General features: G+C 65.9%; 14 protein-coding genes. 10 read left to right on the top strand and 4 right to left on the bottom strand.

Annotated features, from left to right (window positions below):
• The first annotated feature begins 174 nt into the window (after nt 1–174).
• From BLU79_RS25330 to BLU79_RS25315, 4 genes are all read left to right on the top strand, one after another.
• On the top strand, nt 175–1,647 hold the full coding sequence (locus tag BLU79_RS25330) for a glycoside hydrolase (protein WP_093908197.1): 1,473 nt from the start codon (nt 175–177) through the stop codon (nt 1,645–1,647).
• Between the two features lie 73 nt (nt 1,648–1,720).
• Nucleotides 1,721–2,113 (top strand): hypothetical protein, encoded by a 393-nt coding sequence (locus BLU79_RS25325; RefSeq protein WP_218137792.1) that lies wholly within the window; start codon nt 1,721–1,723, stop codon nt 2,111–2,113.
• 148 nt (nt 2,114–2,261) lie between these two features.
• Entirely contained in the window at nt 2,262–3,284 is a 1,023-nt protein-coding gene (locus tag BLU79_RS25320) for an SEC-C domain-containing protein (RefSeq protein ID WP_093908196.1), read from the top strand.
• A gap of 583 nt (nt 3,285–3,867) precedes the next feature.
• Nucleotides 3,868–6,951, top strand: coding sequence for a DEAD/DEAH box helicase (locus BLU79_RS25315; protein WP_256333479.1), 3,084 nt, complete (start codon nt 3,868–3,870; stop codon nt 6,949–6,951).
• A gap of 12 nt (nt 6,952–6,963) precedes the next feature.
• On the opposite strand, the gene BLU79_RS25310 is transcribed toward BLU79_RS25315, so the two are convergent.
• The gene (locus tag BLU79_RS25310; protein ID WP_093908195.1) at nt 6,964–7,635 is read right to left on the bottom strand and encodes an ATP-binding protein; all 672 of its coding nucleotides are present in this window, start codon (nt 7,633–7,635) and stop codon (nt 6,964–6,966) included.
• 180 nt (nt 7,636–7,815) lie between these two features.
• Here BLU79_RS25310 and BLU79_RS25305 point away from each other — a divergent pair, with 180 nt between their 5' ends.
• Both BLU79_RS25305 and BLU79_RS25300 read left to right on the top strand, forming a co-directional pair.
• The gene (locus BLU79_RS25305) at nt 7,816–8,664 is read left to right on the top strand and encodes a helix-turn-helix domain-containing protein (RefSeq protein WP_093908194.1); all 849 of its coding nucleotides are present in this window, start codon (nt 7,816–7,818) and stop codon (nt 8,662–8,664) included.
• The gene (locus BLU79_RS25300) at nt 8,661–8,864 is read left to right on the top strand and encodes a DUF397 domain-containing protein (protein ID WP_093908193.1); all 204 of its coding nucleotides are present in this window, start codon (nt 8,661–8,663) and stop codon (nt 8,862–8,864) included. The genes BLU79_RS25305 and BLU79_RS25300 overlap by 4 nt, the downstream gene beginning before the upstream one ends.
• Here BLU79_RS25300 and BLU79_RS47885 read toward each other — a convergent pair.
• Nucleotides 8,857–9,435: a hypothetical protein gene (locus BLU79_RS47885; protein WP_143052524.1), complete on the bottom strand. Its 579-nt coding sequence runs from the start codon at nt 9,433–9,435 to the stop codon at nt 8,857–8,859. The genes BLU79_RS25300 and BLU79_RS47885 overlap by 8 nt on opposite strands.
• 100 nt (nt 9,436–9,535) lie before the next feature.
• Between BLU79_RS47885 and BLU79_RS25295 the strand changes: the two genes are divergently transcribed.
• The 4 genes from BLU79_RS25295 (at nt 9,536) to BLU79_RS25280 (ending at nt 12,774) form a co-directional block, all read left to right on the top strand.
• On the top strand, nt 9,536–10,570 hold the full coding sequence (locus BLU79_RS25295) for an SRA domain-containing endonuclease (RefSeq protein WP_093908192.1): 1,035 nt from the start codon (nt 9,536–9,538) through the stop codon (nt 10,568–10,570).
• Nucleotides 10,571–11,070: 500 nt separating this feature from the next.
• Entirely contained in the window at nt 11,071–11,316 is a 246-nt protein-coding gene (locus BLU79_RS25290; protein ID WP_093908191.1) for a hypothetical protein, read from the top strand.
• Nucleotides 11,317–11,634: 318 nt separating this feature from the next.
• Complete coding sequence (locus BLU79_RS25285) at nt 11,635–12,294, top strand: YqeB family protein (RefSeq protein ID WP_093908462.1); 660 nt, start codon at nt 11,635–11,637, stop codon at nt 12,292–12,294.
• Between the two features lie 258 nt (nt 12,295–12,552).
• Nucleotides 12,553–12,774, top strand: coding sequence for a hypothetical protein (locus BLU79_RS25280; protein ID WP_093908190.1), 222 nt, complete (start codon nt 12,553–12,555; stop codon nt 12,772–12,774).
• A 146-nt stretch (nt 12,775–12,920) separates the two neighbouring features.
• Here the strand turns inward: BLU79_RS25280 and BLU79_RS25275 are convergent, their stop codons facing one another.
• Nucleotides 12,921–14,411 (bottom strand): hypothetical protein, encoded by a 1,491-nt coding sequence (locus BLU79_RS25275; RefSeq protein WP_093908189.1) that lies wholly within the window; start codon nt 14,409–14,411, stop codon nt 12,921–12,923.
• A gap of 456 nt (nt 14,412–14,867) precedes the next feature.
• Complete coding sequence (locus tag BLU79_RS25270; protein WP_143052523.1) at nt 14,868–15,728, bottom strand: SH3 domain-containing protein; 861 nt, start codon at nt 15,726–15,728, stop codon at nt 14,868–14,870.
• Nucleotides 15,729–15,836 lie beyond the last annotated feature (108 nt).

Below are 15,836 nucleotides of genomic sequence, written 5' to 3'. Positions count from 1 at the left end.
GCCCCTCGAACACTCCCTCCCCCTTCCTCCACAGGTTTGAGAAAGGGCTGTCGGAACCCTCGACAACCTCATACGCCACACCCGATGCTTCCTGTCGGCATGAACGGGACAGGCCACGGAGCCGGTTCGACGACGACACCGCCGACACCGGCCGTTGAACGAAGCGGAGAAGTCATGATGCGACGCAGAACTCTGCTGGCGGCGACAGGCGGCGCCCTCCTCGGCAGCGCCCTGGCGACGGGCACCGCACACGCGGACGCGACCATCGCCGTCAACCCCGGCACGTCGTACGGCACTTGGGAGGGCTGGGGCACCTCCCTGGCCTGGTGGGCCAACGTCTTCGGCAACCGGAACGACTTCGCCGACCTCTTCTTCACCACCAACTCGGTGACCTACAACGGCACGAGCCTCCCCGGCCTCGGCCTCAACATCGCCCGCTACAACCTCGGCGCGTGCAGCTGGAACAGCGTGAACGGCGAGTCGATGGTCGAGTCGGCGAACATCCCCGCCTTCAAGCAGATCGAGGGCTTCTGGCAGGACTGGAACAACGAGGACCCCACCTCCTCGGCCTGGGACTGGACGGCGGACGCGCCCCAGCGGGCGATGCTGCAGAAGGCGACGGCGCGCGGCGCGACCACGGAACTGTTCGCCAACTCCCCCATGTGGTGGATGTGTTCCAACCACAACCCGTCCGGCGCGGCGGGCGGCGGCAACAACCTCCAGACCTGGAACTACCGCCAGCACGCTTCGCATTTGGCGGCAACGGCGTTGTACGCGAAGTCGAACTGGGGCGTGAACTTCGCGACGGTCGACCCCTTCAACGAGCCGGCCTCCACCTGGTGGACCGCCACCGGCACCCAGGAGGGCTGCCACATGGACCCGGCGGTCCAGGCGGCCGTACTCCCGTACATGCGCAGCGAGTTGGACAAGCGCGGCCTGACGGGCGTCCGCATCTCGGCATCGGACGAGACGAACTACGACACGGCCCGCTCGACGTGGTCCTCCTTCGGCTCCTCCACGAAGGCCCTGGTCAGCCAGGTGAACGTGCACGGCTACCAGGGCTCGGGCGGCCGCCGCGACCTCCTCTACACGGACGTCGTCACGACGTCCGGCAAGAAACTGTGGAACTCGGAGACGGGCGACGGCGACGGCACCGGCCTCACCCTGGCGTCCAACCTCTGCTACGACTTCCGCTGGCTGCACCCGACGGCCTGGTGCTACTGGCAGGTCATGGACCCGACGGCGGGCTGGGCGATGATCGCGTACGACGCGAACACCCTGCAGCCGACGACGGTCCAGACCAAGTACTACGTGATGGCCCAGTTCAGCCGCCACATCCGCCCCGGCATGCGCATCCTCGACACGGGCGTGAGCTACGCGGCGGCGGCGTACGACGCGTCGGCACGCCGCTTGGTGATCGTGGCGGTGAACACGTCGACGTCGGCCCAGACGTTGACCTTCGACCTGTCCCGCTTCACGACGGTGAGCGGCGGCTCGGGCGGCCTGGTCCCGCGCTGGAACACGGTGACGACGGGCGGCGATCAATATCGGTCGTATTCGAACACGTTCCTCAGCGGGAAGTCGGTGGCGGTGCCGTTCGCGGCGCAGTCGGTGCAGACGTTGCAGGTGGACGGGGTGGTGATCTGAGGGCAGCGGTAACGCAACCGGTCGGCGCACCCGGAACGTCATGCGCGGTATGGCGGAAGCAGTCGTAGAACCGGTGCAACCGAATTCGGACGAACGCGGGCACCGCCCCGAGCGGCGCCGCGGCCTGCTGACGCCGGCCCTGGCGAACCTTGCCCTGGGCGTGCCCGCGATCATCCCGCTGTACGCGACGTACTGGCTCCTGACCGAGTACCTGCCGATGGACTGCCGGGACATCACGGACATGGCCAGGCCGGACGTGCGGAACTGCAACTTCCACACGCTCGACCACGCGGGTCCGATGATGTTCCTGCTGGCGCTGACCGGGGTGGCGCTGCTCCTCGCCCTGCTGGCGGTGGACGTCCTGGGCCCACGCCGCCGCCGCGAGGACCGCCCCGGCAGATGGCTGGCGACGGCGGCCCTCATCCCGGTGCCGTTCCTGATGCTGCTGATCCTGGCGAAGACGTAAGAGCACCACAGCATCACCACGGCACAACCACGGCACACTCCGCCGGCCCCGGCCCCGGTCACGGCCACGGCCGCGACCAGGCAATATCTGCACCCTCATCTCCCCTCTCTTCTCTCCTCCGTCAGCTGCGGGCAGTACGGTGTCCCCCATGCGCCCCGACACGCCTGCCGAAAACGTCGACCACACCGCCGAAGCGGCACGCCTGGAGCGAACCGCCGGCCTCTACCCCGAGGACGCCGAGGCCCTGCTCCTCCAGGCCGCGGCCCACCTGGAACTGGCCGGCGACCGCCCCGCCGCGACCGCGCTCTACGACCGCCTGCTGTCGTCCTCCGCCGGCTTGGAAAACCCCCACCTGGTACGAGCCCTGAAGGCGTCGAACCTGTGGGAGTACGGCCACGAGGCGGAAGCAAGGGCGATCATCGAAGGCGTCCGGGCAGCCTCCCCCCGGGACCCGGCGGCATGGGTGATCGTCGCGGAGGCCCTGGAGTCCCACGACGAGCTTGAGCAGGCCCAGGAGACCTTCACGGAGGGAGCCCGCCTCCTCCTGACGGACGTGCCGGAACCCCCGTACTCAACGCATCCCCTCCTGTTCGGCCGCCATCGCGTACGCCGCATGCTGGGCGTGGCCCACGACGAGTGGGACATCCTGGCCGACACCCTGCACTCGATGCCGATCTCCCTGGACGAACTCCACGACCCCAAGCGGGTCTGGTCCCTGGGCTCGGACAACCCGGCGGAGCTGGAGGCGGAGATCTCGCGGCTGCGGGCGGAACTGGGCGCGTATCGGGAGGCGCTGTCGCGTCCGTTCCCGGTGGCGGTGCTGCACTGGACGGCGGGGGAACTGACGGAGCTGGTTGCGGCGTATCCGGCCCTGGCTGAGGAGTACCCCTCGCATGAGGAGCACCTGGCGACGATAGAGGCGTCCCTGCGGGAACTGGCTGCGTCGGGCACGCCGAACCTGGGGATCGTGACGGGGACGGTGCCGTCATACGAGGCGTTCGCGGCTTCGGAGGGGGCGTCGCCGGGGGATGCGACGTTGCTGCCGCAGTATGCGACGACGTTGGCGGCGAGGGGGCGGGCTGTGGGGTGGCCTCCTCAGCGGGGGGCGGGGTGTTGGTGTGGGTCGGGGCAGGCTTATGGCGACTGCCACGGGGTGTCACCGCGGGGTTGATGTAGCCGGGAGCAGTCGGGCTCGTCCCGCCCCAAGCCTGTTGGGGCTCCATGCCCACGCCGGTCGGCCGAGGCGACGGCTCGCGACTCGGCTTTCCGACGCCGGGAAATAGGCGACTGAGCTCACTCACCCACTCACCTACGCGCTCACCGACCGCAAGCCGCTAAGCCGACCAGGCGTGCCCCCGAGACGCGAACGCGCCCCAACCCCGCCCCACCACGCAGCCAACCCAACCGCCAGCCAACCTGGGCCACCCGCCTCCCCGGGCCTCCCGCTTGCTTCTACTCCGTGCTGGAGCGGGCCGGGTCAAGGGTGGCCCGGAGGGCTATCGGCGCAGCCGACGCGGAACGCAGCGCAGCGGAGTGAAGCGCCCTTGAGGCGGCCTGCGGAAGCGCGACACTGCCGAAGAAGCGGGCGGTCCAACGGCACCTACAGAGAAACCCAAGGCATCCCTCCGTCCTGACAGTGTCACCTGCTAGAACAGAGCCATTGCTGTGTGGGGATAGGGGAAATCAGCGTGGCTCAGCCGAGGGATCTGTCGCAACCTGTCGCGGGTGTTTACGAGGAACTCGTTACCCAAGGCATGCATGAACAGATGCAGCAGTTGAACGCAGCAGGTTGGAAAACAATCGACGACGAGGTCAGCGAAGAATCGTCCCCCCATGTACTCGCCCGACACATCAGTCAGGCCGTGAGTCGGCGCCTCAGTCAGCTGCCGCATGACAAGCGCGTCGCCGTAGCGAACCAGATCATCGCGGCACTCGCATCCGACCCTGGCGCCCTCGGAAGCGGCGACACTGTTGACCTCATCGCCGATGGACCTCGCCAACTCCTCGCCCTGGCGGAGAAAGAGGCTCCCGGCGTCTACGCGATACGCCCACTCACGCCCCTTTCGGAGACCGCACTCATCACCAACTCCCCCGAGGATCCGAGCCTCGGCAGTGAGCTGCGCGCTGAGCTAGCAACAGCAGACCGAATCGATCTGCTCTGCGCCTTCGTGAAGTGGTATGGCCTGCGCGTACTCGAAGACTCGCTCCGTGCCGCCGCAGAACGCGGTGTCCCGATCCGGGTGATCACAACCACCTACATCGGCGCTACCGACCGTCATGCACTCGACCGACTCGTCCGCGACTTCGGCGCTGAGGTGAAGGTCAACTACGAGATCCGTTCGACACGTCTCCATGCAAAGGCCTGGCTGTTCCGCCGCGAGAGCGGCTTCGATACGGCGTACGTTGGCAGCTCCAACCTCTCGAAGGCCGCATTGCTCGACGGCCTGGAGTGGAATGTGCGCCTGTCGTCAGTAGCTACTCCGGGGGTTCTCAACAAGTTCGAGGCCACCTTCGACGCGTACTGGAACGACATCGCTTTTGAGCCCTACGACCCAGATCGCGACGCCGATAAGTTGGACGAAGCTCTGCGCCTGGCAGGCGGGACGCCGTCCAGCCAAGATTCCAAGATCAGCCTGTCTGGCCTTGAGGTTCGACCTCACCCACACCAGGCCGACATGCTGGAGCGGTTGCGCGTCGCGCGTGAGGTCCACGGTCACCGGCACAACTTGCTTGTTGCTGCGACCGGTACGGGCAAGACAGTCATGGCTGCCCTTGACTACCGCAATCTGCACAAGGAGTGGGGCGGCAAGCAGTACCCGCGGCTTCTCTTCGTGGCGCACCGCAAAGAGATCCTGAAGCAGTCGCTACGCATGTACCGCGAAGTACTCGATGACGCATCCTTCGGCGAAGCCCTCTTCAGCGGCGAGCTACCACGCGACTGGAAGCACGTCTTCGCCAGCGTCCAGTCACTCACCGACCAACGTCTCGACCAGTTCGCACCGGAACACTTCGACATCATCGTCATCGACGAGTTCCATCACGCCACGGCTACGACGTATCGCCGCGTTCTCAACCACTTCAAGCCGAAGCAGCTCCTGGGCCTAACTGCCACTCCCGAACGTGCCGACGGTCTCAACGTCCAGGACACATTCTTCGAAGGGCGGATAGCCGCCGAAATGCGGCTGTGGGAGGCCCTCGACAACGACCTTCTCTGCCCGTTCCACTACTTCGGTCTGCCCGACGGCACCGACCTCACCCGCCTCAATTGGCGTTCTGGGACGTACGACCAGAGCCAACTCGGCGACTTGTTCTCCGCCGATCACGCCCGAGCCCGTATCGTCATCAAGCAGGTACGGGACAAAGTGTCCGACCCGATGAGCATGCGGGCTCTCGGCTTCTGTGTCAGCAGGAAGCACGCTCACTTCATGGCGAAGTGCTTCCAGGATGCAGGTTTCAAAGCTGAGGCCCTAGACAGCGCGTCGAAGCCCGAAGTCCGCGACCGAGTTCTCTCTCAGCTCAAGGCCGGAGAGATTCAAGTCATCTTCTCCGTAGACCTCTTCAACGAGGGCTTGGACATCCCCGACGTCGACACGCTGCTCCTCCTGCGCCCAACGAGCAGTGCCACGGTCTTCCTTCAGCAGCTCGGACGAGGTCTGCGCCGCACGCCGGACAAGCCCGTACTCACTGTGCTCGACTTCATCGGCCAGCACCGTGCGGAGTTCCGCTTCGAAGAGCAGTTCCGTGCGATGACCAACCTGTCGCGCAACCGGCTTCTTGAGCACGCTGAGCACGACTTCCCTATGCTGCCGTCCGGCTGTCAGATCATTTTGGAAGGCAAGTCCAAGGACTTGGTTCTGGGCAACATCCGCACCCAGCTCAAGGCGACCGTCCAGACCCTCGCCAAGGAAGTGAGAGCCTTCAACACGCCGCGCCTCTCGGACTATCTCAGGGAGAGCCGCCGCGAAATCAGGGAGTTGTACAAGTCCAGTAACTCATGGACGTCAGTCCTACGCCGATCCGGTCTGGCCGACCTACCTGAACAGTCAGGCGAAGAAGATCTGTTGAAGCGCGTGCACGCATTTCTGCACGTCGATGACCGTGAACGTGCTGATGCATACACCCGCTTGTTGAGCGACGATGCACCGAGCTATGAGTCGCTGAGCCCAAGAGACCAAACCTACGCTCGCATGCTCTTCTTCAACTTCTGGGACAAGGCTGGTGGGTTCAGCTCCTACGCCCAGGGACTTGAATCACTCCGTGAGCAGCGAGCACTTCGCAGCGAACTGCGACAGGCACTCCACCATGTGATGGGGCAAGCCGACCACTTCCCGATTCCTTTGGAGGGCCGGCACGCACACATCCCCTTGAAGATCCACAGCGCGTACAACCGCTCGGAGATCCTGGCCGCACTCGGCGTCGCTCGCCTCGGCGGTCAGATGCCGGGATCCTTTGCACAGGGTGTCTTGTGGGACGAGTCGAACCAGATGGACACACTGCTGATCACCCGCGAGAAGAACGAAAAGGACTTCTCCCCCACCATCCGGTACAAGGACTACGCACTGACTCCCTCCCTCTTCCACTGGGAGTCGCAGAGCACAACCGCAGACACCTCGCCCACAGGCCTGCGCTACCAGCAGCACGCCCAACGCGGTAGCCACGTGATGCTGTTTATGCGTCGCTACAAGGACACCGACATAGGCAAGGCCCAACCCTGGATGCTGCTCGGCCCAGCGGCCTATGTCCAACATGAGGGCAGCAAGCCGATGGCCATCACCTGGCGGCTGCACTACGAGCTGCCTGCGGATGTGTGGTCGTACTCGGCCATTGCTGCGGGCTAGCCGAGCCGACCCTCAGATAACCTCGCCGAGCTCAGCCTCGAAGTGAGACTGCGCTCGGTCGAGTACGTCATCGGGGTCAAAGCCGTGTGCACGCAACCAGTGCAGCATGTCGGCCATGACCCCGATGGCAGTCTCCTCCGCCACAGCCAGGCTCAGCACACTGCCCTCACTCGACACGGCTCTACCGTGCGGAAGTCGCCACGATCCGTAAAGGTCAAGAATGGCCTCGGCCCGTGTGACACGGGGGCCGTTCGCCTGGCCGCTCGCAGGCGTGGCATCGACAGCGAGCTCACACCACACGACCTTGGAAACTCCTCGACGGATCACGCCCCACCTGTGATCCGTCAGGGCATCAACGAGTGCCATTCCTCGGCCCGACTCCATCGCACTACTTGCAGCGAGCAAGGTGGGCAATGTCCGCGCATCGGGGTCCTCAAGTTCCAGGCGTAGATACGGCCCGCTGAGCGCCAGGCTCAGCGTGGCGGAGGTTCCCTGGCCGACATGCTGAATGACGTTGGTTGCCAGCTCTGACAGGCAAACCTGTGCCGCATCAACATGTTCGCGCAGCCCCCAAAGGATGAGCCGAAGCTTCACCATCCGTCGCAATTGGGAGAGTTCACTCGGCTGAGCAACGAACTGGTGCACCCAGGGCTCCCGTCCGACGCAGCCGCTCACGTAGATCATCTCTGAACACCCTTCACGCGCTTCGTTGCACACCGTGCATGCGGTGATGACTCTCAGTGAGAGAGTTGCAGTGCATGTCCCGTCTTGCAACATGCACGAAGGGATTCCCTCTTAAGGGTGATTGGACTTTCATGCCTCTTCCGATGGGATGGAACATCCGCTAGCCCACCAGGAGTTGACATGGCCGGATCTCCCACAGCTCGGCGTCGCCGTCTTGCGATCGAGCTCAAGCGGCTACGCGAAGAAAGCAGCCTGACGTGTAGCCAAGTAGGCAAGGAGCTGGACTGGAGCAGTTCCAAAGTCAGCCGCATGGAGACAGGACAAGGGCGCGTCCAACCCTCAGACGTCGACGCCCTGTGCCGCCTCTATGCGACCGCTGATGACCTGCGTGATCTCCTCAAGGAGCTGGCCAAGGAGTCCAAGACGAAGGGCTGGTGGCACGCACATGGCGATGCGATCCCCGCTTGGTTCTCGGTGTATGTCGGCCTCGAGCAGGCGGTCTCTGACCTGCGCACCTACCAGGCCGAGTTCATCCCCGGCCTGCTGCAAACAGATGAGTACGCCGCCGAACTGAGTCGCGCGTGGGTTGACCATACTCCCGACGAGATTGAGCGCATGGTCGACGTCCGGATGCGGCGCCAGCAACTACTCACTAGCGAAAACCCGCCTGACCTGTGGGCAGTTGTCCACCACACTGCACTGCTGCACACGATCGGTAGCCGCCAGGTCATGACCCGCCAACTCGAACGTATGCTGGAAATTCAGAAGCTGAAGAACGTGACCGTTCAGGTCCTGCCGTTCGACGCGGGCGCCTACCCCACCACCGGGTCGTTCACGATCCTCGGCTTCCCAGAGCAGGAGGACCCAGACGTGGTCTACCGAGAGGGGCTTACCGATTCGGTCTACCTCGAAGAACCCAAGGACGTGAACCTCTACACGAAGGCATTCGACCATCTCAGGGCCTTGGCTCTGAGTCCTCAGCGCTCGACCTTGCTGATCACAAAACTCCTGGAGGAGAACTCCCGATGATGCCGCCATCGAGCATCCCGTGGCACAAGAGCAGCTACAGCAACGGCATGGGGGGCGAGTGCCTGGAGATGGCTGCGCGTGCGGGGACTATCGCAGTGCGTGACTCGAAGGTCCCCTCAGGGCCGCAACTCACTCTGAGCCCTGCAACGTGGGAGAACTTCATAGGCGCCATTTCCAGACAAGCGAGCCGCGTTAACTGACAGTCTGCATAGGATCGCGGATTATCTCTCCTGCTCTCTGAAGGAAAGCGGCATAGGACTCGGTCATACCACTCCTAGCCCGTTCATAGATCGGCCACTCTGGGCTCTGGCCTTGGAGAGCTGTTGCTTGCTCTGCTTGAAGCAAGGACCTGACTGCCACAACCGTCTTCTGCGTTAGGGCGTACGCCAGCGCCCTCGCCTCATCCGGCCCCCACAACGCCAGCAAGCTTGTCTTGTCTTGCAGTTCCAGCGCGGCCCGCCGCAGTTCGTCTTTGGTTGCTACATCAAGTGGGACGCCGTCGCTAACCTCAGGCGTGACGCGTGCGAGCACTTCATCAAGAGCCGTATAGGCCGCGAGGAGAGAAGCGAAGGACTGGTACCGCTGACTACGCACCCACTGCCAGTGCTCCGCTGCGGCTTGCCCCTGAACCTGTGCGAGCGCGGCCTCAACAGCCTTTCGCCCACCCGCCTTTGCGCCACGCTCGGCGTACCTCCCCGCGATCACAGCCCCGATAACCGCTGCCACAAGGCCGATGCCACCTGCTATGACAGTCGCTGTCGCGTCACCCATGGCCCCATCCTCACCTGAGCCATGCACTGTCACAAAGTCATCACTAGCGATCTGTGCCAGGCCGTCACTCTGTGCTCACTGAAACCATTAGCCTCGGATCATGACGACCCACACGTCCGGGCCCCGCCCCGGCCAGATCCTCACGCGCGCAGAAATACATCCCGTACTTGGAGGGGCCGGCTTCGCCGGAATCTGCCCCGCGGTCGAGAAGAGGAACGTTCTCATCTTCTCCGACAGCAAGGTCGGCGAGCGCTTCGGATACCGCGACGGATGGCTCGCCGAGGACGACGACATCGGCCCCATATTCACCTATACCGGCGCCGGGAAGCGCGGCGATCAAGCCTTAGAAGGCGGCAACAAGGCCATCTTGGAGCACATCGACAAGGGTCGCACCCTGCACCTCTTTATCGCCGTAGGCAAGGTCCCCGGAAGCGACACCCGGACACATCTCTACATAGGTGAATTCAAGGTCGATGAGCGCAAGCAGTTCGAAATAAGGGAAGCCAAGGATGAAATTGGCGCAGATCGCAACGTAATCGTCTTCCGCCTACGTCCCACTGGTCTGCACATCCGACGGGAAGAGGACACCCTCCCGCGCGCCACGAGCGCCCGCTCCCGATTCAGCCGCAACGCAGCCAGGCTCACCCGCGCCTATCGACGTCAGCGACGTCAGCAGCTCCAAGTGTCCAACGTCGATCAAGTAGCCGCTGCTCGTGATGACTTGGCCGACACCTTCGAAGAGAGCACTCTCGCCGCAGGAGAAACGATCGGCCAACTCGAAGTGTCGATGCGTGACGCAACGGCTGAGCTCATAGCCGAGCTCTACAACCCCACGAGCAACACGGTCTATGAGCCGACAGGGAGCGCGGCCAGCGAGTCGATCGCGGAGGCCATGACTCAACTGCTGCTAGCACGCCACTACTTGCGTAACGTTGCCCACAGCCAGCCGCTGCACCTGATGGTGCTGACCCCCGAGCTCCCCCGCGAAAATCTCCGCAACCTGCTCGCCGAACACGGGATTGGCCTGGTGTATCGCAACGAGAGCGGCGGCTTCTCTGAGTTCGCCCCAAACACCACCACCTCAGCCAGCACCCCTCGCGCCTTTCGCTGCTTGGATTGCCCGATGCCCGCCTAGCAACCCATGTCCTGCCCTTCTCTCCTGACGAGCGATGTCCTCCAGCGGCACTCGTTCCGCTGGACGACACTCCTCAGACGAGAGTTTTCGGTTTGCGCGTCGGCCGCACGAGGAGGGGCCGTTGAGGAAGTGGCTGCGGGGGAGCCGAGTTTGGCCGTGGGCCTGGTCCGGTGTGCAGGCCGTCAGGAGGAGGAGTGGGGCGGCCAGGGCGTGGGGCAGGAGAGATGCGGGTCTGGTGTAACGGTGTTGACGGGGGGTCCGGTTTTGCATTCGTTTCTCCCGTGCCGGTGGTCAGCCGGTTGTGACGCAGGTGCAGAGGCGGGGGTGGGGCTGCGCATCCCCGTGCGTGCACGCCTCGGGAGACGTCACCGTAACCGGTTCGACCCATCGCCCCGGATGGCGGCCCCGATGAGCGGTGCGGGAAATATCGGCATAGCCTCCGAAGTGAGCGCGATGTGGATCTTTGGTGGTGCGCGCTCTACTCAAACTAAGGAGGAGTCATGCGTAAGTTTCAGAAGGCCGCTGTTGCGGCCGCCATGCTCGGTGGTCTGACCCTCATAGCCAGCGGCACTGCCACCGCCCAGCCCTCGGGTGGCCACGGCCACGGAGGCGGTCACTGCAAGTCTCACGACATGAACATCGACATCCTCGGCCAGGTCGGCATCCTCAACGGCCTTCTGGGCAATGCGGTCAACGGCGAGGGCAATGCCGGTGGGCAAGTCACCGATTTCGGCGGCACCTGCTGAGACTGATCAACAGGAATTGTGCGACGTAGCTCGCCGATATGGGTCTCGGCGCCCGGGTCTTCGACTCGGGCGCGGGGCCCTGTCTTCGTTTGTGGGCGGACAACCAAAGTTGCAGGTGTCGTAGACCATCGGCCGATGGCAGGGGTGGGGGCTTGTCTGCAGAATGGCGCCTGGTCGCGTCCGGCGGCCGGGATTGACGTCTTCGGAAGTCCGGAGACGAAGACCGGAAGCGTAGGTATGGGGGATATGAGGGGTACGGGGGATCTTTCGAGGAAGGGCCGTCCGTCGGCCGGTGCGTCGGAACGTGACGCGGACGTCGTGATCGCGGAGTCGGCCCGGTTTCTTGTGCTCTTCTGCATGGGGTGCGGGGTCGTCGTCGGCTGGTTGGCGCCGCTGCTCGCGGACTGGCTTGTGACGCTGCGTTGGGCGCCGTTGAAGGGGCCGGCCGAGCTGCTGAGTTCCCTTCCCGAGCCGGGGCGAACCCTCGGTGCCGTGGGTGTGGGGGCGGTGGTGGGGCTGGTCATCGGGTTCATCGGGGTGCATGAGTCGCTGGCCGTGAGCGTCTCCCGTAGCCGGGTGGTCCTCACCGTCCGGGACGCGTCGCAGGAGTTCGGGGGCGATGAGGTCGGGCTGGTGGCGCGGGACGGGAAGCAGCTCGTGCTGCTCGGTCCGGACGGTATGGAGATCGCGCGGGAGGACTGTCATCTGCCCTGGCGGCGGCTTGCCGACGCCTTCGCCGAGCGGGGGTACCGGTGGGCGGACGAGGATCCGCACCGGGAGGAGTTCAGGCGCTGGGTTCCCGGTGTGCCTGGTCTGCCCGACGGGGCGGACGCGCTGCTCAGGGCCCGTGCGGCGGCTCGGGAGAAGGGCGAGGGCGCCGAGGACGCCCGCGAGCTGCGCGGGGAGCTGCTGAGGCTCGGGGTCGTCATACGGGATGAGAAGAAGCGGCAGTACTGGCGTATGCCTCAGCGTCCCTGACGGACAGAAAGCTGACGCCCCGGAACCTGATGCTTCAGCACCTGATGCACTGAAACCTGACGTACCGGAACCTGACGCTGCGCCACCCTGACGGCCGCACCTCCGGACTCCCCCGGTCGGCCACGGCGAACCCGCGTTCACCGGTTCGGTGGAGGTGGGGTGAGCAGATCGGGCAGGACTCCTCCTTCCTGCCGATCCGGTTCGAAGGGCTGTTCCCTCGGCTGCGAGGATTGCGCGGACCACCGAGGGAAAAGGGGGATGAGTGTGATCGTGCTCGTCTTGGTCGGCGTTCTCTTGCTTGTCGTCGGAGGATGCGTCTGTGTGGTGTGGGCGTCGCGTGGTGGGCCGCGCTGGGTGCGCGGTGTGGCCGCCGTGACCCTGGGGGTCGGCCAGTTGGTGCGGAAGTCGGGGCGCTCGGGGAGGAGCTCGAACTCGGGCTCCGACTGGGGCTCCGGCGCGGGCGCCGGCTCGGGCGACTGAAGTCGCGCGGTTCCCCGCCGGGGCGGGGGCGGCGTAGGGCAAGAAAGCGCGGGCCGCGCCGAGTACCAGTCAGTCCTCGGTGCGGCCCGCGGTCGGTCCACCCCTGTGGTGCGGGGTGAGGCGTGGCGTGGTGTGGCGTATCAGGGTCAGGCGGTCTTCGGCTGCGACTGCTTCGTCGGTGTCGTCGGCTTCGTCGTCATCGCTCCCCCGCCCTCCGTCAGAGGCCACTCATGGTGCAGTGCCCCGAGCGGAATCTTCTTCTGGAAGACGGGTGTGCCGAATATGGTCAGTTGGAGCTGGAGGGAGCCGGTCAGGTCCACTCCGCCGTAGAGGGCGTAGGCGCCTGTCACCGTTCCCGTGCCGTCGGCGGAGCCCTCGGCCGAGGCGTCCGCGTGGGCGCGGATGTAGGGGGCGAGGTCGGCGGTGACGCCCACCGTGCCGTAGAGGCCCACGGTCGCCTCGGCGCCCAGGGCCGCCTTGACGTCGCCGGCCGCCGTGACTCGGGCCTTGAGGGGCTCGCCCGTCATGTCGGACTCGCTGACCGGGGTCCAGCCCTTGGCCCAGGAGAAGGTGCCGCCGACGCGGAAGTCGCCCTTGAGGCCCTGTTCGACGTCGACGGTGACCCTGCCGTCCGCGTTCACCTGGATGTAGCAGGTCAGGTCCAGATTTACGACTACGGGGACGGGGCCGACCTGGATCACCGGGTCGGAGTGGAGTTCGGCGAACGGGATGCGGATCGGCTGTCCGTCGGTGGAGCCGGCCGCGCGGCCCTTCAGGGACCACTGGGACGCCCAGTCGCCGGACAGGCCCAGGAAGGCGCCGCCGGGCGAGGCGCCGGTGCCGGTGCCGGAGCCGGAGCCGTCGTAAGAGAACTCGACCTCGGGGGCCAGCTGGACGAAGCCCTTCACTGACGCCGCCGCCGACGCCGGGGCGCCCTCGGCCGTCGCGATCACCGCGCCCACGTCGATACGCAGGCTGCCGAGCGGAAGTTTCGCGCCCTCGGGGCCGAAGTGAAGGTCACCCGTCTTGGCCCAGGAGACCTTCACTCCCTGGACGAGCGGCTCGACCTCCATCGCCGACGGGTCCACCGGGACCGTGCCTGCGGCCTTGCTCGCGCCGAGCACGGAGTTGAGCTTCGCCGGTTCGGTCTCGACGGTCGTATCGCCGTCTTCCGTGGCGCCCACCACCTGCGTGACCTCGGCCAGTACGCCGTCGGGGGCGCCGGGGGCCGGGGCGCTGGCGATGATGTCGCCGACGGCGACCGTGGCGTGCTTTGCGGGGCTGGGTGAAGGGCTGGATGAAGGGCTGGGTGAAGGGCTGGATGAGGCTCCGGCCGAGGGCGCCTTTATGACGGCCCGTCCGCTCTTCCTGTCGTACGAGGCGACCTTGAGGGAGGACCTCTTCGCCGTGCCTCCCTCTCCTTCGTCGGCCACCGCGGTGGGGGTGGCCGTACCGGACGGGGGCGACACGACGGCGAGTTGTTCCTGGACCGGGGCGGCTTCGGGGGTCTCGGCCGCGCTGGTGGTCGGTGTGTCGGTGGCGGTGGTCGGAGGGTTGGTGGAGCAACCGGTGGCCAGCAGGGCCGCCAGGGTCACTGCCGGCAGTAGGGCATGTCTCTTGAGCCTGGGTCTGTGCACGCGTGTTCCTCGGGAGCGGTGTATGGGGGTGCGCTGCAGGAGGTGACGGGTGGGGAGCAGACGTGCGCTGCGGCGGGCGGCAGCGGATCGGCGTATCAGGGCATGCCGATGGTCGGGATGCGCGGCATGTCGATACGGCCGTTCCGGCGCGGTGCGCAGACGGTGATTACCCCCCAGTAGTCATGCATGAGCATGCCAGTGCCGTGGGGACAGCATCCGCTTTCTTTTCGCGCGATCTCGGTGACGTGAGTCACAAGGGTGTCCGTCAGCGAGGACGCTCGGGTCACGCGGTGAGAGTAGGGCCGGGCGAGTGATTTTCCGGCCGGCCGCCGGGGTCCAGCGTCAGCAAGTCCTCATGCAGTTCCGCCGGCGTGCGGCCCGTGGGCGAGCCGCCGTCTTCGCTACGTGAACCCGGCCCCACTGGAGGATCGGCCAGGCACCTCAACTCGACCCGGGTCAGCAGGCCGTGGGGACCAGCGTCTCCGGTTCGCCGCTCAGCGCGGTCGCCGTGACCCATCCCGTCTCGCCGTTCCTGCGGAGCAGCTTGACCCAGATGTCGCTGACGGAGCCGTGTGCGGAGACCTCTTCGCCGTGCTGGAAGCACAGGGCCCGGTATTCGCCCTCCGCGGCGATGCTGCTCACCTGGACACCGGCCGTGCTCGGGTCGGAGCGGACCGGGGCGGAGGCCCGGCCGTAGACGGTCGTGGTGGCCGGGGCGGTCGTGTCGTCCGTGGGCGAAGCGGGGTCCGTGGGGGTTGGCGAGAGGTCGGTGGCGGAATCGGTGTCGGTGTCGGACGGAGACGGTGTCTGCGCGGGGGTCGCGACGAAGACCGTGGCGGCCTTGTCCACGGACGCCTCGACCTTGTCGCCCGGGCCGGGGGCCGACTCGTCGGGGCGCGGCAGTTGCACCGTCCCGGCAGAGCCGGTCGTGGGAATCTCGACCTTGGTGACGGCGCCCTCTGACCCGTCCGACTCCTCGGCGGCGTACTGGACCTGGAGGCAGGCGGCGGTCAGCTTGGCGACCGTGTCCGTCACGGAGTCACCGGCGGACACCTCCGGCAGTACGACATCGACGGCGCCGGAGTCGGGACAGGCCGCGGAGGCCGAGGCGCTGGGGACCGGGGAATCCTGCGGGGTGTCGGAGACGGTGAGCTCGGTCGTCTCGCCCGGCTCGGCCTCGGTGGCGTCGATGCGCAGCGTGCCGCCCTTGGCCGCGGCCAGGGACTGGCCGTCGAGGGAAGGTTCGACTCGGCGGTCCGTGCGGATCAGATATCCCGCCTCCACCAGCCCCTCTTTGGGACTCAGGTATCGGAACACCGCTGTGAGGTATCCCTTGGGGTTTATTTCGAACTGATGCTCAACTCCCGCATCCACGGAGAAGACCCCGATCGGGGTCACAAAAGATCGCCCTACGGAAACGGTGAT

This window comes from Streptomyces sp. cf386 (genome assembly GCF_900103585.1).
GTDB lineage: Bacteria > Actinomycetota > Actinomycetes > Streptomycetales > Streptomycetaceae > Streptomyces.
The sequence above is the reverse complement of the archived record's forward strand: the minus strand, read 5'-3'. Positions and strand labels throughout refer to the sequence as shown.